23 protein-coding genes are annotated in these 18,271 nt (G+C 46.5%); 10 read left to right on the top strand and 13 right to left on the bottom strand.

What is annotated here, in order from left to right:
• The first annotated feature begins 97 nt into the window (after positions 1-97).
• The 4 genes from I2D69_RS11420 to I2D69_RS11405 are packed head-to-tail and all read left to right on the top strand — an operon-like array spanning position 98 to position 4,994.
• Positions 98-3,466 (top strand): antirestriction protein ArdA, encoded by a 3,369-nt coding sequence (locus I2D69_RS11420; RefSeq protein WP_195379931.1) that lies wholly within the window; start codon positions 98-100, stop codon positions 3,464-3,466.
• Positions 3,467-3,469: 3 nt separating this feature from the next.
• On the top strand, positions 3,470-4,423 hold the full coding sequence (locus tag I2D69_RS11415; RefSeq protein ID WP_008978032.1) for a hypothetical protein: 954 nt from the start codon (positions 3,470-3,472) through the stop codon (positions 4,421-4,423).
• Positions 4,424-4,425: 2 nt separating this feature from the next.
• Positions 4,426-4,632 (top strand): transposon-transfer assisting family protein, encoded by a 207-nt coding sequence (locus tag I2D69_RS11410; protein WP_002569181.1) that lies wholly within the window; start codon positions 4,426-4,428, stop codon positions 4,630-4,632.
• Positions 4,629-4,994 (top strand): cysteine-rich VLP domain-containing protein, encoded by a 366-nt coding sequence (locus I2D69_RS11405; RefSeq protein WP_067539660.1) that lies wholly within the window; start codon positions 4,629-4,631, stop codon positions 4,992-4,994. The genes I2D69_RS11410 and I2D69_RS11405 overlap by 4 nt, the downstream gene beginning before the upstream one ends.
• 177 nt (positions 4,995-5,171) lie before the next feature.
• Here I2D69_RS11405 and I2D69_RS11400 read toward each other — a convergent pair whose 3' ends face one another.
• From I2D69_RS11400 to I2D69_RS11385, 4 genes are all read right to left on the bottom strand, one after another.
• Entirely contained in the window at positions 5,172-5,423 is a 252-nt protein-coding gene (locus I2D69_RS11400; protein ID WP_002585088.1) for a helix-turn-helix domain-containing protein, read from the bottom strand.
• A gap of 65 nt (positions 5,424-5,488) precedes the next feature.
• Positions 5,489-6,835, bottom strand: a complete 1,347-nt coding sequence (locus tag I2D69_RS11395; protein WP_008978031.1) for a relaxase/mobilization nuclease domain-containing protein — start codon at positions 6,833-6,835, stop codon at positions 5,489-5,491.
• Positions 6,796-7,125: a plasmid mobilization relaxosome protein MobC gene (gene mobC / locus I2D69_RS11390; RefSeq protein WP_008978030.1), complete on the bottom strand. Its 330-nt coding sequence runs from the start codon at positions 7,123-7,125 to the stop codon at positions 6,796-6,798. The genes I2D69_RS11395 and mobC overlap by 40 nt, the downstream gene beginning before the upstream one ends.
• Positions 7,126-7,392: 267 nt before the next feature.
• Entirely contained in the window at positions 7,393-7,746 is a 354-nt protein-coding gene (locus I2D69_RS11385) for a helix-turn-helix transcriptional regulator (protein WP_008978029.1), read from the bottom strand.
• A gap of 382 nt (positions 7,747-8,128) precedes the next feature.
• On the opposite strand from I2D69_RS11385, the gene I2D69_RS11380 reads away from it, so the two are divergent.
• The 6 genes from I2D69_RS11380 to I2D69_RS11355 all read left to right on the top strand — a co-directional run bounded on the left by I2D69_RS11380 (position 8,129) and on the right by I2D69_RS11355 (position 12,959).
• Entirely contained in the window at positions 8,129-8,308 is a 180-nt protein-coding gene (locus tag I2D69_RS11380; RefSeq protein ID WP_002588768.1) for a cysteine-rich KTR domain-containing protein, read from the top strand.
• Between the two features lie 22 nt (positions 8,309-8,330).
• A complete protein-coding gene (gene rlmN, locus I2D69_RS11375; protein ID WP_008978028.1) occupies positions 8,331-9,320 on the top strand; it encodes a 23S rRNA (adenine(2503)-C(2))-methyltransferase RlmN in 990 nt (329 codons plus the stop codon).
• Positions 9,321-9,855: 535 nt separating this feature from the next.
• Positions 9,856-10,296 carry a sigma-70 family RNA polymerase sigma factor gene (locus I2D69_RS11370; protein ID WP_008978027.1) on the top strand — a complete coding sequence of 147 codons (441 nt, stop codon included), beginning with the start codon at positions 9,856-9,858 and terminating at the stop codon, positions 10,294-10,296.
• Complete coding sequence (locus I2D69_RS11365; protein WP_019727567.1) at positions 10,277-10,537, top strand: helix-turn-helix domain-containing protein; 261 nt, start codon at positions 10,277-10,279, stop codon at positions 10,535-10,537. The genes I2D69_RS11370 and I2D69_RS11365 overlap by 20 nt, the downstream gene beginning before the upstream one ends.
• 417 nt (positions 10,538-10,954) lie before the next feature.
• Complete coding sequence (locus tag I2D69_RS20495) at positions 10,955-11,182, top strand: transposon-encoded TnpW family protein (protein ID WP_004607973.1); 228 nt, start codon at positions 10,955-10,957, stop codon at positions 11,180-11,182.
• A 100-nt stretch (positions 11,183-11,282) separates the two neighbouring features.
• Positions 11,283-12,959: a recombinase family protein gene (locus tag I2D69_RS11355; RefSeq protein WP_019727566.1), complete on the top strand. Its 1,677-nt coding sequence runs from the start codon at positions 11,283-11,285 to the stop codon at positions 12,957-12,959.
• Between the two features lie 48 nt (positions 12,960-13,007).
• Here the strand turns inward: I2D69_RS11355 and I2D69_RS11350 are convergent, their stop codons facing one another.
• The 9 genes from I2D69_RS11350 to I2D69_RS11310 form a co-directional block, all read right to left on the bottom strand.
• Entirely contained in the window at positions 13,008-13,214 is a 207-nt protein-coding gene (locus I2D69_RS11350; protein ID WP_195379930.1) for a recombinase TnpX, read from the bottom strand.
• A gap of 150 nt (positions 13,215-13,364) precedes the next feature.
• Positions 13,365-13,619, bottom strand: a complete 255-nt coding sequence (locus I2D69_RS11345) for a DUF6870 family protein (RefSeq protein WP_055172445.1) — start codon at positions 13,617-13,619, stop codon at positions 13,365-13,367.
• Positions 13,619-14,164 carry a recombinase family protein gene (locus I2D69_RS11340; protein ID WP_182439023.1) on the bottom strand — a complete coding sequence of 182 codons (546 nt, stop codon included), beginning with the start codon at positions 14,162-14,164 and terminating at the stop codon, positions 13,619-13,621. Before I2D69_RS11340 ends, I2D69_RS11345 begins: the two co-directional genes overlap by 1 nt.
• 639 nt (positions 14,165-14,803) lie before the next feature.
• Positions 14,804-15,259 (bottom strand): sporulation initiation factor Spo0A C-terminal domain-containing protein, encoded by a 456-nt coding sequence (locus tag I2D69_RS11335; RefSeq protein ID WP_195379929.1) that lies wholly within the window; start codon positions 15,257-15,259, stop codon positions 14,804-14,806.
• Positions 15,260-15,285: 26 nt separating this feature from the next.
• Positions 15,286-15,642, bottom strand: a complete 357-nt coding sequence (locus tag I2D69_RS11330; RefSeq protein WP_055172436.1) for a helix-turn-helix transcriptional regulator — start codon at positions 15,640-15,642, stop codon at positions 15,286-15,288.
• A gap of 264 nt (positions 15,643-15,906) precedes the next feature.
• Positions 15,907-16,488 carry a hypothetical protein gene (locus tag I2D69_RS11325; RefSeq protein ID WP_055056076.1) on the bottom strand — a complete coding sequence of 194 codons (582 nt, stop codon included), beginning with the start codon at positions 16,486-16,488 and terminating at the stop codon, positions 15,907-15,909.
• A gap of 5 nt (positions 16,489-16,493) precedes the next feature.
• On the bottom strand, positions 16,494-16,673 hold the full coding sequence (locus tag I2D69_RS11320; RefSeq protein WP_055056077.1) for a hypothetical protein: 180 nt from the start codon (positions 16,671-16,673) through the stop codon (positions 16,494-16,496).
• Positions 16,674-16,988: 315 nt separating this feature from the next.
• Positions 16,989-17,600, bottom strand: coding sequence for a hypothetical protein (locus I2D69_RS11315; protein ID WP_117855214.1), 612 nt, complete (start codon positions 17,598-17,600; stop codon positions 16,989-16,991).
• A gap of 187 nt (positions 17,601-17,787) precedes the next feature.
• Positions 17,788-18,117, bottom strand: a complete 330-nt coding sequence (locus I2D69_RS11310) for a winged helix-turn-helix domain-containing protein (RefSeq protein WP_117855217.1) — start codon at positions 18,115-18,117, stop codon at positions 17,788-17,790.
• Positions 18,118-18,271: the final 154 nt, after the last annotated feature.

Raw genomic sequence — 18,271 nt, 5'->3', positions numbered from 1 at the left:
AGAAATCTTTGGCAGAAATGCGGGCGTACCCGTAGTAGACCATGCAGCCCAAAAATGCAGCTTGTGACGCTGCCCCAAAGAAAGGAGGTTTTTCACTATGGCAAGTTTACGGGACACCGTAAAGGACTATCAAGACGAGCTTAGGGACGGTATCGCATGGGTGGCGTTCTGGAAACAGGGGCGTTCATGGAACGCGGAATATTTTCATCTTGATATGGACGACACCCTCTACCCGGAGGACAGGAGCCGGTTAGAGGAAATCAAAAGCACCGACCCCGCCGCCGTTATCCTAAACGGCTATTACTGCGGGCATTTAGGCGAGGACATGAGCCTTGACGAGCTGACCGCCGGAGTGCGCTACCACTACGAAAACAGCATGAACGACATTGACGGTTTTATCGGGGCGCATGACGACAGGCTTCCCCCGGAGGTTATCGAGGAAGCGAGGGCAGCCGCCCATGAAGCGGGGCTTCCCTTTTCCGAAAAGCCCTACCGGGACGGAGAGGATTTTAACCCCTATGTATTTGACGGGAGCATGAGCATTGAGGATTTTGAGCTTATGCACCGCATGATTGAAAAAGAAAGGAGCGAACAAATGGCAGAACCGATTTTAAGCGGCTATCTTTCCAATCTTGGGAAGTACACCGAGGGCAGACCCGCGGGCGAATGGGTGACGTTCCCCACGACTGCCGAACATCTGAAAGAAGTCTTTGACCGTATCGGGATTGACTTCAAGCATTACGAGGAATGGCATTTCACAGAATTTCAATCCCCTATCCCCGGCTTGGCGGAACATTTAAGCGAGTATTCCCACCCCGACGAGCTGAACTATTTAGGGAAGCTCTTGGAAATGCAGTTTGACGACGACCGGGAGAAATTCATTGCAGCCATTGAATACGGCGACCATGCCGACAGCTTACAGGACATCATCAACCTTGCACAAAACCTTGACTGCTACTGGATTTATCCGTCCGTCCACAATGAAGAAGAATACGGGCGTTATCTGGTTGATGAACTGGAAGAACCCGAACTGCCCGAAGAAGCGAAAAAGTATTTCATGTATGAGGAATACGGGCGCGACGCTTCCATTAACGACGACGGTATGTTTACCGAAAAGGGCTATATCTACAACAACCGCAACACCTTTACAGAATGGTACGACGGGCGCGACGTTCCACAGGAATACCGGGTAACGCCGCAGCCCCCGCAGCGGTCACGCCCCGACCCGGAAAAAGCAGATTTTGACGCAGCCGCGCCGGGGCAGAGAACCGCGCAGACCGCAGAGCAGCCACAGGAGCCGCGCCCGGTTATCCCTATCGTGCTGACGAGCGAGAAGCCCGCCGAGAAATTAAAAGAGATTACCGACCGTCTGGAACAGGGTATTGCGGAACTCTTTGACAGCGAGCGTTACAAGGAATATCTGAAAGTCATGTCAAAATTCCATAATTACAGCTTCCGAAACACCGTCCTTATCGCCATGCAGAAGCCGGACGCTTCCCTTGTGGCGGGCTTTTCCGCTTGGAAGAATAACTTTGAGCGAAACGTGATGAAAGGGCAAAAGGGAATTAAAATCATTGCCCCGTCGCCCTATAAAATCAAACAGGAAATGCAGAAAATCGACCCGCACACACAGAAGCCCATAATCGGCAAGGATGGAAAGCCCGTCACCGAGGAAAAGGAAGTCACCATACCCGCCTACAAGGTGGTATCCGTCTTTGACGTTTCCCAGACCGAGGGAAAGGAGCTGCCGGATATTGCCGTTGACGAGCTGACGGGCGACGTTGACCGCTACAAGGATTTTTTCGCAGCCCTTGAAAAGACTTCCCCCGTTCCTATCGCCTTTGAGAATATCGAGGGCGGCTCTCATGGCTACTACCACTTGGAGGACAAGCGCATTGCTATCAACGAGGGCATGAGCGAATTACAGACCTTAAAGACCGCCATTCACGAAATCGCCCATGCGAAGCTGCACGACATTGACCTCAACGCGCCAAAGGACGAGCAGCAGCCCCACGTTGACCGCCGCACCCGCGAAGTCGAAGCGGAAAGCGTCGCCTATACTGTCTGCCAACATTACGGGCTTGACACGTCGGACTACTCTTTCGGCTATGTCGCCGGGTGGAGCAGCGGGCGGGAGCTGTCCGAGCTGAAAAGCTCCCTTGAAACGATACGCAGCGCAGCCGCCGAGATTATCAATTCCATAGACGAAAATCTTGCGGAGCTGCAAAAGGCACAGGACAAGGAGCAGACCGCCGGACAGGAGCAGCCCACCAGAGAGGAAAAGGCAGCCCCGAAAGAACAGCCGCAGCCGGAAGCCCCGGCAAAGGCAGATACAGCCGGGAAAGAGAAGCCGGAAGCAGCCGCACCGGGAAAATCCGGCGCACAGGAAAAGGCGGGCGCAGCCCCGAAAGAAGCCTTTACCCCGGAAACGATTTACAAGATGCGCCGGAACCCTTACGGCGACAGCCCGGAAAACAGCCACCTCTTGCAAGCCTATGTGACACAGGAGAACGGGCGGGCGAAAATGGGCGACGTGCTTTATACGGGAACGCCGGAGAAATGCCGCGAGCTTATGGGGCAGCTCAAAAGCGGCGGGCTGACCGAGGGCGACGTAAAGCAGCTTTACGCAAAGGCACAGGAAACGGCGCAGACCGCCGGACAGGACAAAGACACCTTTTCCATTTACCAGATAAAAGGCGGGGACGAAACAAGGGATTTCCGCTTTGAGCCATACGACCGCCTGCAGGCGGCGGGAAATGTGGTTGACAGGGCGAACTATGAGCTTGTCTATTCCGCGCCCCTTGCGCCGGAAACTTCCCTTGAAGATATTTACACCCGTTTCAATATCGACCACCCCAAAGATTTTAAGGGACACAGCCTTTCCGTTTCGGACGTGGTAGTGCTTCATCAGGACGGACAGGACGCGGCGCATTTCGTTGACAGTGTAGGTTTCCGGGAAGTGCCGGAGTTTTTACAGGAGCAGAAGCAGCTTACCCCGGACGACTTGGAAAAGGGCGAAACTGTCAAAACACCGAGAGGGACTTTCCATGTAACCGCTATGAGCCGGGAGCAGATAGAAGCCGCCGGATATGGCTTTCACCACCAGTCGGACGACGGAAAGTATCTGATTATGGGGAATGGGACGCGGGCGTTTGCCGTTGCCGCAGAACAGGCGCAGCGGGACAATCCCTTGAAAACCGCCGAGCAGACCATAGAGCAGAACGGAAACATGATTGACGGTATCATCAACAACACCCCCACCGTTGACGAACTGGAAGCAAAGGTAAAGGCGGGCGAGCAGATTTCCCTTGTTGACCTGGCTAACGCTGTCAAAGCCGACAAGGAGCGCGGCAAGGGAGCGAAGCCGGAAAAAAAGCCCTCTATCCGGGCGCAGCTTAGAGCCGACAAGGAAAAGGCGCAGAAGAAAAACGCAAAGCAGAAGTCACAGGACTTGGAAAGGAGCTGACCCATGCCGGAACAGAGTAAATTTGAAAACGTGGATTTGTTCGCTTCCCTTGAAGCGATTATGAAGCAGAACACAGGCTTTTACCAGAGCGACTTAGACATTGACAAAGAGATTATCGCAAAGGCGGCGGCAAGCCCCAACAGGGAGGACAAGACCCTTTTGTGGTTCTGCCGCCCGTCCGGGACGCACTGTTTCCGGGAGCGCGACGTTTTCCTCAAAGACACCGCGCCCCACAACACATGGCGTTTCTACATGGAGCAGACAAGCGACCGCGTCCTTGCCTATGCAATCGAGCTGACGGGAAAGGAGCGCGGGAAAATTAAGGGCAATCTGTACGAACTGGACTACGCTAAACATTATGAGCGCGTCAAGGAAAAGGAACTGCCCGCCGATACGGTGAAGCTGATTTATGAGCGAGGGGAAAGGGAGATACCCGCCGGACGGTTCTTCAACGGCAACCCAGACCCGCAGCTTGGGAAGTTTGAACGCTTTGAAGCCCTACCCGACGACCCGGACGCGCTGCAATCACTCTTACAGGAAGAACGGCGCAGCCGGGAGCAGCTTCCACCGGGGGACTTCAAGGCGCATATCACAGCCTTGCGGGACGGGCTGATTGAAACGGAAGCGCGGCGCATTGTGCGGGAAATGAAGCGGCACTATGAGCCGAATAGCCCGAACAAGACCCATTTCATGGCAGAGCTTTCCCCGGCGTTCATGCGGCTTGCAGCCACAAAGGACACTGACCGCCTTTTCTCCATGCTGCCCTATAAGACTCTTTCCTTTTCCAAAATCGAGGGCAGACATGGGACGTATGCGCTGATTGACAAGGGGGAGAACCGGGACAGGGAGATAAGGAAGCCCCGCCCCTCTATCCGGGCGCAGCTTAAAGCAGACAAGGCAAAGACCGCCCCGAAAAAGGCGGCGGCAAAAACAAAAAATCACGATATGGAGGTATGAGCATGATTAGACTGACTGTTGAAGAAACAAACCTTTTGAGCATTTACAACGAGGGCGGCAAGCGGGCTTTGATTGAGAATGTCAACGCCGCGCTGCCCTACATGGACGCGGATATGCGGGAGCTTGCAAAGCGCACCCTTTCCAAAGTGGACGCTTTGACCGAAGCGGAATTTGCAGAGCTTCCCATTTACGCCGCTGATGAAGTATGAACGGGGTTAAGCGGCTGACGCCGCCCCAGAGCCGGAAAGTCAACGCCCTTGTGCGCCGGACGTGCTGCAACTATGATAACGGGAACTGTATCTTACTGGACGACGGAGACGAATGCGTATGTCCGCAGCTCATTTCCTATTCGCTTCTCTGCAAGTGGTTCCGGGTTGCGGTGCTTCCCGCCGACAGGCTGCTCTATGCGGAGCTTTACCAGACAGGGGATAAGAAGAAATGTACCGAGTGCGGCGCGTTCTTTGCGTCAACCTCTAACAGTGTCAAATACTGCCCCGTCTGCCGGAAGCGTATCACCCGCAGACAAGCCGCCGAGCGCATGAGGAAAAGACGCACCCCTGTTACGCAGTAGGCGCGGAAAATCCCTTGATTTACAGGGCTTTCCGGGCGTGAAAATCGGATAGGCGATACTTTATACCTTTATCCCCGAAAATGGCGTTCTACTGCGTAACATTCACGAAAACAGCACCCATAAAAAGACAGGGCGCGGAAGTCATATACCGGCTTCCGCGTCCTGTTCTTTTTTTGCCTATCTGACATTTCCCTTTTCCATTTCTTCAAGTGGGAACTGCGGGAGGGCTTCTATCAGCTTCTTTGTGATAGACTGGCGCATATCTTCGTTGATTTCCTGTTTCGTGCTTCCGTCCGGCTGTCTGACCGCTACCGTCGATAGCCTGTCGATTTCGTCCTTGTAGCACTCCACGACTTTCTCCACCGCCCATTTTTCCCCGGCAACGGCGGCGCGTATGGTTTCATATTCCGGCATTTTCTGGTTTTCCATGCTTCAACGCTCCTGTCTGTATTTGATAGCCTTATCATAGCACAGCGGCGGGGATTTTGCTATCCTTATCCGCGCTCTGTTCCCTTTTCACGTTCCGGCTGCCTGTCTGCCTGTAAAATGCTGTCAATGTTCTGCTTGATAATATCATATTCCCGGACTTTCTTTTTCAGCTTCCCATAGTCGGCGTAAAGGGCTTCTTTCTGCGCTTGGAGGGCTTCATACTCCGATTGCAGCGCGGCAAGGTTCGGGAGCTTTGCAATGCCCGCCGCTTTCAACGACCTTGCGGCGGCTTCATGTAGGATAATCGCCTGTTCCTGTCCGGCGCGGTACTTCTCCCTGTTCCTTGCCTTGCGGTATGCGTCATAGACGGGCTTTGTCTTTTGGTAGGTGGAAACATTCTTGATAAGCACCGCCATGTCCGCAAGCCGCTTTTCCGCGTTCTTCAATGCGTCTGCCGCCTGTCCGCTTTCCGCTGACATTTCCTCAATCCGGCTGACTAAATCCGCGTACTGTTCAATCTTGTGTTCCGTCAAGAAATTCATGGTTTTAGCTGCCTGTTTCAGATTGTGGATTTTCGCCCACTGTTCATAGCCCTTACTCTGCGCCGCCTTGATACTGTTCTCAATGTCGATAAGCAGCGAAACGTCGCGCTGCTCTCTGGGGGCTTTCGCCGCCTTTGCCCGTCTGCCCGCTATCCGTTCCCTTATGGCTTCCTCTGTATAGTCTGCGCCGAGGGTTTTTAGGCGGGTGAAGCGTTCCTGTCCGGGGGCGCGGCATGAAACATATTTCCCCGGCTTTATCTCATAGCCCGCCGCCTGTAACCGCGTTAGCAATTCCTCAAAACTGGAAACTTGGGGGATAAGCGCGTCAACGGCAATCTTTAGCTTGCCTTTCCAACTTGTACCCGTCTTTTCTGCCTGGTACTCCGCATAGCTCTTTCCCTTGCTGCCCTTGCCGGGGACGACGACGGACAAGCCATTTTCCCGGCACAGCTTGTCGCTCATGTTCCGTATGCCGTAATAGCTCCTTTTGTTGGAATTGTATTTGTGATGGTCTACAAAATTCACCGCGCAAAAAATGACGTGGTTATGGATATGCCCCTTGTCAATGTGCGTCGTCACAACATATTCATGCTGCCCCTTTGTCACCGCGTCGGCAAGCTGCTTCCCGATTTCGTGGGCTTTCTCATAGTCCACTTCCCCCGGCGCAAAGGACTGTATCAAGTGAAAGGCTAAATTGCTGCCCTTATCCAGTGCTTGCGAGAGGGTATAGCCGAACTCAATGTCTGCCGTTTCATAGGAGCAGCCGAAAGAGGATATGAGCATTTTCCCGTCCGTCTTGTCCGGGTTTTCGATATAGTCAAGGGCTTTGCTTAGGGTGCTTTTAACAGGCTTAATCTTTGTAACCGCCATATCTCCGCAAGCACCCCCTTTATTTCCTCTATGTCCTCTTGGTATGCGTTCCCCGCCGCGTTCACGCGGCGGGCTATCTGGTTGACGTTGACACCGATTTTCTGTATCTCTGCGGTCATTGCCTTTATATCGGCGTGGTCTATCTGAATGATATACCCGTCAATGGCAATCTTCCGCAGATACGCCGCCATGTTCCGGGTGGGTACGAGCTTCATTTTTTCCAGTATTAAATCCCGTTCCGCTTCCGTCACTCTGAATTTGATTTGCACCGTCCTTTTCCGTCCGTCCATTGCTTCGCTCCTTTCCTTTCCGTTCCGAGGGTTTGGGACACTTCCCAACAAGCCATTTTCAACCGACGCGCCGCAGCGCGGGAGGGCGAAAATACGGAAGTGGGTACCCGCTTCCTATGCTTGCTACGAATGTTTTTATCCCTTATGCCCTTATCCCTTACTACGGAGAAAAAGCTATTTTGCCAAACTTCCGCAAAAGAAAAACGCTGCAATTCAAAAAAGATTGCAACGCTTTCTAAATCCTGTTCAGTTTTAAGCCGGACATTCCTATTCGCCCTCTTTTTCGACTTCGGAAATCTCTTTTGCCGTTGCGGTCACAATCCGTATGCCTGTATCGCTCATACCGTCAAGAAGCGCGTCGAGCTGCCGCCGCTGCGTGTTCTTCTCCGGCGGCGTTTCCAAAAGGAACTGGTCTACGGATATATTGTAGCGGAGCATAAGCTCAAAGAAAATCTGTAAACTTGGGTGCTGCCCCTTGTTCTCAATGTTCGCAAGGTAACGCGGCGAGATAAACATTTCGTCGCTTACTTTCTTGCGGCTCTCCTTGCGCCCTGTCCGCGCCGCCTTTATCGCTGCCCCAAAAGCCTTGAAGTCGTATTTCGGTACTGGTCTTTTTGCCATAATTATTCACCCTATTACATTTTACTGTTCACCTTTCCTCTTGGATATGTCTACACTGTTCTATCAGTTGACTAAAATAATTCATATGTATATGTTGACAACTAGCCGCTTTTTTTGTATAGTATTATTAAAAGGGGGGAAATGTTTATGTTACATAGCATGCGTATTCGATAAGCATTGAAATTAAAAAAGATTTTTCCCATTTTCAATATGGGCTTTTTTGTCATGCTTATTTTGCGTATGCTATACAACAAAACTAACGATGTATAGACATAGTATAAAAACTATGCCTTAATTTTGTTGTAGTGTTATATGTATAAATGCAGGTCAATGCTCATGTTGAGAATTGACCTGTATTTTTTTGCGCAAAAGGAGAAATATTATGCTTGAAAAATATTGGATAAAATGTCCAATTTGTAACGGAAAGACGAGGGTTCAAGTATTTTATAATACGGTATTAAGAAATTTTCCTCTTTTCTGCCCTAAATGTAAATTAACACATATCGTTGATGTTGAAAAATTAGAAATCATAATCAAAAACTCTGAAAAACAAACTTTTTAATTTTGAAAAGGAAGGATATTAAATGAAACACTTACCTAAAAGTACACCTACGGAAATATTGAATGACCCATACGGATTTACTTACAAAGAAATGTCGGAAGTAATTGGAGAGGATAAAGCAAGAGCCTTATATGCGAAATTGTATAAACAGCCATTTCACAAAAAAAATCTATCAATATCAACAAAAAAAGTCTATAAAAGTAGCGATACTGAAAAGTATGTTTATGAATTGAAAGACAACAGGTATATCGAAACGGTTTTTATTAAACGGCGAGATGGTGGGACTGTTTGCGTAAGTACGCAAGTTGGTTGTTCTGTTGGCTGTATTTTTTGTGAGTCCGGACGCAATGGTTTCGTTCGTAATCTAACACCGTCTGAAATTGTGCAGCAGGTCATATTGATACGTCAAAAAGTAAATCGTATCGTTTTTATGGGAATGGGAGAACCTTTATTCAATTACGACAACTTGATTGCAGCAATCCATATTCTTCGAGATAGAAATGGACTTAACTTTCCAACCGACGGCATTACCATATCAACAGTTGGTCCAGTTAATCAATTAAAAAAATTGCGCGAAGAACATCTAAAAATTCAGTTGACAATATCTTTACATGCAGCAACACAGGCTGTGAGAAACTGTATCATTCCTCATATGCACATGTACGCTATTGAAGATGTTGTTAAGCAAGCATTGTCCTATTCACAAAGGCATAATCGAAAAGTGGTATTTGCGTATTTGCTTTTACCAGGTATAAATGACCGTTCCTCAGATATAAGGCAACTTGCAAAATGGTTTAAGGGCAAAAATGTTATGATTAACGTGCTGCAATACAACCCGACGAGTAATTCAAAAATTAGAGCACCACAAAAACAAGAAATGGTTGCGTTCAAACATCAATTAGAGCAAACAGGACTTGAAGTTACCATGAGAGTTTCTCATGGTAGAGAGATTAAAGCAGCTTGTGGACAGTTAGCTAATACATATAATAAAGCCAAAAAACAACAAAAATAATTTAATTAAAAGAGCCAGACGCACAGACGCAGAGCCGATAATATGCAGTTTGAAATACTGCTGTTATCGGCTCTTTTTTGATTTAATTTGTGCCCCCAATAACCATATTGGAGCAAAATCAGAACTGTTGCTTGTCGTTCTTTGATTTCCGCAGCAGCTTTGAAAAATCAAAGCCGCCGTTTCTTTTTATCTTCTCAAGAAATGACGCGGTATCACTGTTAAAAGCGGCGGCTAAAGGAGGTAGCCGCCATGAAGCACATACCATATCGACAAAATCCGACGGTCATTGACACATCAAAAAAAGCCCGACCACCACCGGGGGAAATTACGCTTGTATATATGAACTGTCTAATCATCTAAATACTACTCACAATACCAATGCGCCTGTCCGGGCTTTTCGGACAGGCGCATTTTGCTGCTCAAAAAATTTTTTGAAGAAATTTCAAAAAATCTTCGGCGTTTTTGAAAACCGCCGTATTGCCCCGCGAAAAGGGGGAAGCACCACCAACTTTCCAACGAGAAAGGAGGTGAGAATGTGGAACCTAACAGCAGGGAGTTTTACAAACAGTGTGCTTTTCAGAAGTTTTGTAATACGGTACTTCACAATGAAGCGTGCGACACTCATAGAGAGCTTCGCAGACACAGGGCAAAGGAAGTGACCTTTTCCGACATGACCTTAGACGAAGCGCGACAGCTTCATACGTTTGATGAATATTTCAAACGGGAAACTGTTGAAACCGTCTTTGAGAAAGCCGGGAAGAAAATCACGCCAAAGCTGCTTCTTGAAGCAATCCGTACTTTGCCGGAAGAAAAGCGCAAAGCCATACTGCTGTATTACTTCGAGGGAATGAACGATACCGAGATTGCGGAACTGTTCAATACGTCGAGAAGCACGATACAGTACAGGCGGACAAGCTCTTTTGAGAGATTAAGAAAATATCTGGAGGAAAATGCTGATGAATGGGACGAATGGTAACGAACCCGGCTACCCGGAAAATGCCCTTGTTCCCTATCCTGTCATTGTGGTAGCGACAAAGGGCGACCCGGACGCTATGAAGATTGTCTTGCAGCATTTCAGCGGCTACATAGCCCGCCTCTCCATGCGGAAGCTGTACGACGAGCGCGGGAATGTCTATTTCGGCGTAGACCACGACATTCGGGAACGGCTGCAAGCAAAACTGATGATGGCTGTCCTCACCTTTAAGGCAGAGGAATAAACCGCAGCGGCGGCGGGACGCTTTCTCTCTCCCCCTTTTCCGTTCCGCTGCTGACGCGGCAGCAAAGCCATTCTGAACCTTGACAAAGAAAGCGGCGCAAGATAACGGCGGCGCAGCATAGGGCAAATCGGATACGTTCCTTTTGCGCCGAGCCATACGGCGGGTGCGCCATGACGCTATCCGGGTGAGGTTATCCCCGCCCGGACAGCCGAGCGACCAACACCGCGCCGGAAAGCAAGTGTAGCGGCTTGCGGGCGACGACACGCAGAATATACAATGATACTTCCTTACAGCCACAGTCCGAGCGTTAAGAGCGTCGCAGGCAATGGGTAGGGCTGCATGAGAACCATGCCGGGGTGAAATTCCCATGAGGTTATGCTAATAACCGTCCGATTAAAGCCTTTGTTTTATTGAATAGTGGACTTGCTGCTATTCATAGACTGTATTATATGTTTGCGAAAGAAAGGGGGATTTTCTTTGACGCAAAACCAAACGCCCGTTACCACAACGGAGCATAAAATAGGAAAAGTTACTTACCTTGTATGTTCGTCCGCAAGTGAACGCGCAACGGACACACTGGATAAAAAGATAAAAAAACTCATTCGCAAAGACATGGAACTGAACCCCGCAAACGCCCGGAAATAGGGCGTTTCTTCACATTTTATACATGACACAGGCAGCGGTATGTGGTATAATATAGACAGTACAAATGCCATGCTTGTCTGTCGTCGGAAAGGAGGACAAAATGTTACAGACAGACAAGATTACCGCTTTATATTGCAGATTGAGCCAGGAAGATATGCAGGCCGGGGAAAGCGAGAGCATACAGAACCAAAAGATGATTTTACAAAAGTATGCTGACGAACACCACTTTTTCAACACGCGCTTTTTCGTAGACGACGGATTTTCCGGCGTGAGCTTTGAGCGTGAGGGGCTTCAAGCCATGCTGCACGAAGTTGAAGCCGGGAACGTGGCGACCGTCATAACAAAAGACCTCTCCCGTCTGGGACGTAATTATCTGAAAACCGGGGAGCTGATAGAGATTGTTTTTCCCGAATATGAAGTGCGCTACATTGCCATTAACGACGGTGTAGACACAGCAAGGGAAGATAACGAGTTTACCCCTCTGCGGAACTGGTTCAACGAGTTTTACGCCCGCGACACTTCAAAGAAAATCCGGGCTGTCAAACAGGCAAAGGCGCAGAAAGGCGAGCGCGTCAACGGGCAAGTGCCTTATGGGTACATAGCTGACCCCAACGACCGCAATCATCTATTGCCCGACCCGGAAACGGCGCACATTGTAAAACAGATTTTCGCTATGTATGTGCGCGGCGACCGTATCTGCGAAATCCAGAACTGGCTACGGGAACATGAGGTATTGACTGTTGCAGAATTGCAGTACAGGCGCACAGGAAGCCACAGGCACCCCCGCCCACACCCGAATTGTATTTACAACTGGCCGGATAAGACGCTCTATGACATTCTGGCGCGTAAAGAGTATTTGGGGCATACCATTACAGGCAAGAGCTATAAGGTATCTTACAAATCGAAAAAGACGAAGAAGAACCCGGAGGAAAAGCGTTACTTCTTCCCCAACACACACGAACCCTTGATTGATGAAGAAACCTTTGAGCTTGCACAGAAACGGATTGCCACCAAACACCGCCCTACAAAGGTTGATGAAATTGACATTTTTTCGGGGCTTCTCTTTTGCGGGGACTGCGGCTATAAAATGTATCTGCAACAGGGAGCCGGGACACTGGAACGCAAACACGCCTACACTTGCGGCAAGTATCGAAACAGGATAAGGACTGGCGAGCTTTGCACTACCCATTATATCCGAAAGAGCGTCCTTAAAGAACTTGTCCTTGCCGATTTACAAAGGGTATTGTCCTATGTGAAAGAGCATGAACAGGAGTTTATCGAAACCGCCAACGAGTGCAGCGCAAAGGCAGTACAAAAGACGCTGACGCAGCAACGGAAAGAGCTTGACAAGGCGCAGAGCCGGATTAGCGAGCTGAATATCTTGTTCCGCAAGCTCTATGAGGACAACGCTTTAGGGAAACTTTCAGATGAACAATTTGCTTTTCTGACTTCCGGCTATGACGAAGAAAAAAAGACGCTGACCCGGAGGATTGCGGAACTGTCACAGGAAATTGACAACGCCACCGAGCGCAGCGCGGACGTGAAAAGGTTTGTCGCACTGGTACGCAAATACACCGCCATTACCGAACTGACCTACGAAAACGTCCATGAATTTATTGACCGCATTCTTATTCACGAACTGGATAAGGAAACGAACACCCGCAAAATCGAAATCTTTTATAGCTTTGTCGGCAGAGTTGATACAGGCGACAAGCCTACTGAAAGTATCTCCTATTTCAGACAGATTGGAGCCGACGTAAAGAGTTATGCTATCTAACATACATCAAAAAGAGGTAAGATAACACCCTCTGCAAAAAAGGTTACGTTATCTTACCTCAACAAAGTTTGTGCCGGTATATCCATCATCTACACATTCTTTTACCACCTGAATTTCAGGGTGGCTCTTTAAGAAGCTATGGATTAGTATCCTCTGGTTTGATATGCTGTCGCTTTCCCTGTTATCACCATCTTCGTCAGAAAGGCGTAGGTAAACAACCGCACGATAGATTTTTTTAAGTATTTGATTCTTCATTGTATTCGCTCCTATCATTTAGATTCGTCAGCCGATTCCCTAAATGATAGAGGCTACTGGGTCCTTGCCATCATCCTACCATAGTCCAGAAGGTTTGTCCACCCTGTAATCTGCCAACAATCCGCTTTCTTCCCTATCCCTGTCGTAGCTTTACCATTTCATCTGCACAAGGCTTTGCATGGCTTCCTCTATGGTACGGTTGGTAGAAGCAAACCCAATCTTTATGGTGATCCCTTTATATTTCAGAAAATAAGGGTTCTTTCCGGACTCCAGGATTTCCCGGACCTTCTCCGGTTTGCTTTTTTTTACATCAATCTTCAGTTTCTCTACATCTTGTATCTCTTTCGGGTCAATGTCCTCAAACGTCATTTCCCGCATCTTCAGCAGTTCTTCCCGCGAGAACATTATATCCCTTCCCTGGTACAGCAACTGCACAGATACGCATCTAAGTCCTGCTCAAATTGTTCCTGTTTCTCCCAGGTGTGCATTAAATATTGTTTCAGTCTGGCATAATCTAAAATCCCATAACCGATACAGTCTATCTGCACCTGGAAAGCCTGGAGCAGTTCCATAGTCTGTAAAATTTCCTCCGGACAATAGGATAACCTGCTAAGCCCGGATACCACAATCACGTCAATCATGCCTTTTCCTGCAAGCACTGCCAGCCTCTGCCAGTTTTCTTTTTCTATGGAATTACCACACCCTACACCTTCCAGGATCGTAACTACATGGTATGTCTGCTGTTCACAGTAATGCAGGCTTTTTTCTTTTTCATAATACAAAAGCCCGGCACAGGGAATGGGAATATCCAGATACACTGCTGCACGCTGGGGAATATTCCTATTTTCTATCTCTTCTTTTCCTTTGCAGATCCATGTAGGAAACAGCATTCCTCCATGAAAGATCTCTTTATCTTCTGAAAACAGTTTCTGTAACCTCTCTCTCTTCATTGCTCTGCCTCCTCTTTCTTTTGCTCCTGTTTTCATTCCAGGACTATGAGGAAACCTGTTGTTTCCCCATAGCCCTAAAATGAACCTGTTTCACACACCATACCGGCAGGGCTTTCCCTGCCAGCATGATTTTTTTATTTTCTCACCCCGGTGTGAACGGGAGCATGTAGAACCGGCCCGGCTGGCCGCCTGACACCCTGCAGCCCCCTTTCCCGCTGCAGCATGTCCCAGACGCTACCCTGGTTGCAGTGTTTTTATGCAAAGGTATCATTATCATCCGGCTTTCAGGCTGCCTGCCACCAACAGCCTATGTCTGGGCGCTGCTCACACTTTTCCTTCATCTTCTACGATTCCTTGTTTGATCCGCTTCTTTTCTGCCTTACCTGCTGCCACTGCGGACAAATGTATCTTCGCACAGCTCATGACCCTGCATCACACAAAATAGAATGTGCCGAAATGTTTTGTGTCCTTTAAGATATTTCTATATTTTAGCGTCAGAAATGACACGTTTGTTTCAAAAAAATATCACCATACCGATATTCAGTTTTCAAGGTTCTCTCCGGCTGAAAACATCAGCCTGCCAAAAGACACCATAACCCTGATGTGTTTTGGCAGACTGTTTTCTGTCTGCATTTCTCTTTATTTCTTTAACCGGATAATCATATCTGCCCAGAATTCTGTGTATGCCTGCCGCATTAACTCCAGAAGCCGGGCTTCGGTAATTCCTGTAATTACATTTTCTTCTTTCTTTTCCGGTTTTGGTTCCTGTACTTCCAGTGCTTCTTCCCGTATTTTCATCGTAAGCATGGATAAGGAAGGGGAATTGGCACAGTTAATAAAACCGATATAATGGTTCACCACATCATAATCACCTCTGCAGCTTCGGACAATATCAAACGCATGACGGATTGCCCGTTCTACCCGCTGCCCTGTCGTACCATTTTGCTGAGCTACCTTAAAGTACAGATATGTCGTTTTGATCTTGCTGTCTTTCTCCAGGATCAGAACACAGTCTACGATATAACCAAATCCTTTTACATTGGCTGGCATTCCCATTTTAAATAATACTGCTTCCACCTTTTCTCTTGATAACATTTCCCTTTTCCTCCCCGTTTGTATTCTCACTTCCTGCTGTCTTGCTGATATTCCTTTAGCCCCTTCTTAATTCCCTCTATGGAATAAATCAAAAGGCTGGTTTCCCATTCATTACAATCCTGTACCAGATACCAGATCTTCTCCTTCAACATCATATCTTTTTTTGCTGTCCCCATGTGTATGAAGTGTTCTTTTATGGGAATGTCCATAGCTTCCAGCAGACGGATATAGGTTTTCATCCCCATAAGTCTGGCATGTGTTTCAATCTTTGCCAGATGTGATACAGAAATATCCGCTTTCTCTGCAAGCTGCTCCTGAGTCAGTCCTCTGGCTTCCCGCAAGGCTTTTATGGCATCTGCTACAATATAAAGTTCATTCTGCATTCTTTTATCTCCTCGTTGATTACAGGCTCTATTATAATTACAAATCCTTTCCCTGGTAATGGACTATGGAGGCAAGATTTCCCTGTTTCATTACCATTTCTTTCCTTTTTTTGTTTTAGAGATTTATTATATCTGAACGCCTTGAAAACGATTTTTGCACTATTTACGAAAAAGCACTGCATTATCTCTTCATTTAGGCATAAAAAATACAGGTGACTCCTCTATTTTAGAATCACCTGCACCTTATGTATCCTTATTCTTTTTTTATAAAATTCGTAGCATCTGAATATAATTCACATTTTCTTTTTCTGATAAACGTTCTCCGAATTTCCGGAATCTGTTTTTCTCGTTCTGATAGAAATTCAATAGCTCCGGCTTTTCCTCACACTCTAAGTACACAACGCCACCGCCAATTTCACGCTGTACATGTTTAAGAATGGTCAATACCGCTTCCATCATCTTTCCGCCATCTGGAACGGGTGCGTCTTTATGCTGATAATTTTTTCCAAACTGACCGATCAGAAAAGCAGAAAGAGCATATTCATCTGTCTTCTCATTTTTTTGTGCATACCGCTGTATCTTTTTTTGCAACGTAGAAGAAAGATTTTTTCCCCAGATTTGCACTGCTTTATGTGTGATTGCAAAAATTGCCAAAACCCTGCTATACTCATCTAACAAAAGATAAGTAATGGACATCTTCCGTTTTGCGAACTCTACCGCATTATTCCGGACAAAATTTTCTATTTCTTTATTCTTCGGACACGAAAAACCGGAGAGGACATCAACTACTGACTCCTCTCCTATAAGTTCTATATAATCTAAAATATTTACAACTGCATAATACATCTCTCTTAGTTCCTTTTCCTACCCAGGAATCTGCGTAATTCTTCTACACTATCTAATATTGGAATAGACGGTGCAGAAGGTTTCCATACTGGATCTTGACTGGACTTTTCAAGTGCATCTACAAATGCTTCTGCTTTTTTCGGATCTTCAATTACAACATTGGTAAGAATACTTGATGTAGCCATATAAAAGCACCTCCTCTTCTCTTATCATTCTCTTTGTTCTAAAAAGCGGTTTTATGCTGGCTGTCAGCCGCGACACCCTTCCGAATGTCTGAAATGTCGCCGGTATCATTCAGTCCCCGGTGCGGACTCACCGTATCTCCCTGGTGTGGGCGTAATACTCTTTCGAGTATAAAATAGTCCCAATATTTACCCTGCCTAGACGCAGTACAGCTTTTACGTGCCGCTACACGAAACCTTTTGGCTTAACTATATTATATGTGATATCCTAAGAAATATCAATGGTTTCCCCAAAATTTGTATCCTGTTATAGAAGGTTCATGGTCGTTTCCATAAACTTTTTCTATAATCTGTATCCAATACTATTTTATGAAAATCCAACATTGCGTGCTCTTGCATCAGTTTCTCACCCAATTTCACAAGAGGATTGGTTTCCCATTCCGGATTAATTCCTGTTTGATGAAAGTATCTTGCATAAGCAAATCCCTCCGCTACCGCATCTGAATTTTCAAATACTCCCACCATTGCATCTGTAAACTGTACAATGATTGAGTTTCCAAAAATACCCTGCAATTCTTCCGCATTCGCATCATCATATTTCTCTACATCAAAAAATAAAGAGAAATCATACGTATTCTCTTTTCCGTCTTCTGTTTCATAAGAAATGGTTCCAAAAATATCTCCCTTGCCAGACGGAAGTTCGATTGACTCTGAAAGCTCTAATTCATATTCAATACCATTGAATACTGTCGTTGCTTCAAACATTTGTGATATACAGGTACCTTCTTTTTCATAAATATCTTTTTGTAAAAAGGAAATAGGATTATACTCCATATTTTCCCATATCTGTTTTCCTTCCACTGTCCGTTTACACAAGAAATCTAAAAGCAACATCATTGTTTCCTGATCTATTTCTTCATATACGTTCATAGTCAGCCTCCTTTTTCTTTGGATAGTCCACAAAAGCTCTGTAAGAGTTTATCTCAATTTCTAGTTACAACGTGATATTTAGTCAAATGACGTATGTACGCGCCTTCTTATAGTTGCCAATATTATATGGCGTATCTCCCAAAAATTCAATCAGAATATACAAACTTTTACTCACACTATCCTGCCTTTACATCTTTTTTAGTCTATACCCTACATTGATCAATGTTTCTATAATATCATGCCCCATCTTTTTTCGTATCTTCCATACTACGTGTTCCACTGTTTTGTACGGAATCTGATCATCATAATAATTACTCTCCCAGACCGAACAATAGATATTCTTCTTTGGAATAACCCAATTTGGTCTTTGTGCTAAAAGATACAGAACTTCAAATTCCCTGGGAGCTAAGCTGATTTCTTTTTCTTCATAAATAACAGTATATGACATGGGATCAAGTTGAAATTTACCATTTCCTAATACAATTTCAGATTTATGTTCTGGAAAAATATTTTGCATCTATAAATTCTCCTATTTATGTCTTCATATTACTAAGTTGATATATTCATTTAAAACGGTTATAATTCAACTTCACTTAAAATACCATAAAGAACAGCACTTACTTCAAAGGAGTCACCTAGATCCAAAAATTCTATTGTACCATTATATTTTT

Source organism: Ruminococcus sp. D54t1_190329_F1 (assembly GCF_015551645.1).
Taxonomy (GTDB): Bacteria; Bacillota; Clostridia; order Lachnospirales; family Lachnospiraceae; genus Blautia_A; species Blautia_A faecis.
This window is presented reverse-complemented; position numbering and strand designations above follow the sequence as displayed.

Bases quoted from the DNA above. Each gene is read 5' to 3' on its own strand.
- I2D69_RS11420 (WP_195379931.1), top strand. From the start codon at position 98: ATGGCAAGTTTACGGGACACCGTAAAGGACTATCAAGACGAGCTTAGG.
- I2D69_RS11415 (WP_008978032.1), top strand. From the start codon at position 3,470: ATGCCGGAACAGAGTAAATTTGAAAACGTGGATTTGTTCGCTTCCCTT.
- I2D69_RS11410 (WP_002569181.1), top strand. From the start codon at position 4,426: ATGATTAGACTGACTGTTGAAGAAACAAACCTTTTGAGCATTTACAAC.
- I2D69_RS11405 (WP_067539660.1), top strand. From the start codon at position 4,629: ATGAACGGGGTTAAGCGGCTGACGCCGCCCCAGAGCCGGAAAGTCAAC.
- I2D69_RS11400 (WP_002585088.1), bottom strand. From the start codon at position 5,423: ATGGAAAACCAGAAAATGCCGGAATATGAAACCATACGCGCCGCCGTT.
- I2D69_RS11395 (WP_008978031.1), bottom strand. From the start codon at position 6,835: ATGGCGGTTACAAAGATTAAGCCTGTTAAAAGCACCCTAAGCAAAGCC.
- mobC (WP_008978030.1), bottom strand. From the start codon at position 7,125: ATGGACGGACGGAAAAGGACGGTGCAAATCAAATTCAGAGTGACGGAA.
- I2D69_RS11385 (WP_008978029.1), bottom strand. From the start codon at position 7,746: ATGGCAAAAAGACCAGTACCGAAATACGACTTCAAGGCTTTTGGGGCA.
- I2D69_RS11380 (WP_002588768.1), top strand. From the start codon at position 8,129: ATGCTTGAAAAATATTGGATAAAATGTCCAATTTGTAACGGAAAGACG.
- rlmN (WP_008978028.1), top strand. From the start codon at position 8,331: ATGAAACACTTACCTAAAAGTACACCTACGGAAATATTGAATGACCCA.
- I2D69_RS11365 (WP_019727567.1), top strand. From the start codon at position 10,277: ATGAATGGGACGAATGGTAACGAACCCGGCTACCCGGAAAATGCCCTT.
- I2D69_RS11355 (WP_019727566.1), top strand. From the start codon at position 11,283: ATGTTACAGACAGACAAGATTACCGCTTTATATTGCAGATTGAGCCAG.
- I2D69_RS11350 (WP_195379930.1), bottom strand. From the start codon at position 13,214: ATGAAGAATCAAATACTTAAAAAAATCTATCGTGCGGTTGTTTACCTA.
- I2D69_RS11345 (WP_055172445.1), bottom strand. From the start codon at position 13,619: ATGTTCTCGCGGGAAGAACTGCTGAAGATGCGGGAAATGACGTTTGAG.
- I2D69_RS11340 (WP_182439023.1), bottom strand. From the start codon at position 14,164: ATGAAGAGAGAGAGGTTACAGAAACTGTTTTCAGAAGATAAAGAGATC.
- I2D69_RS11335 (WP_195379929.1), bottom strand. From the start codon at position 15,259: ATGTTATCAAGAGAAAAGGTGGAAGCAGTATTATTTAAAATGGGAATG.
- I2D69_RS11330 (WP_055172436.1), bottom strand. From the start codon at position 15,642: ATGCAGAATGAACTTTATATTGTAGCAGATGCCATAAAAGCCTTGCGG.
- I2D69_RS11325 (WP_055056076.1), bottom strand. From the start codon at position 16,488: ATGTATTATGCAGTTGTAAATATTTTAGATTATATAGAACTTATAGGA.
- I2D69_RS11320 (WP_055056077.1), bottom strand. From the start codon at position 16,673: ATGGCTACATCAAGTATTCTTACCAATGTTGTAATTGAAGATCCGAAA.
- I2D69_RS11315 (WP_117855214.1), bottom strand. From the start codon at position 17,600: ATGAACGTATATGAAGAAATAGATCAGGAAACAATGATGTTGCTTTTA.
- I2D69_RS11310 (WP_117855217.1), bottom strand. From the start codon at position 18,117: ATGCAAAATATTTTTCCAGAACATAAATCTGAAATTGTATTAGGAAAT.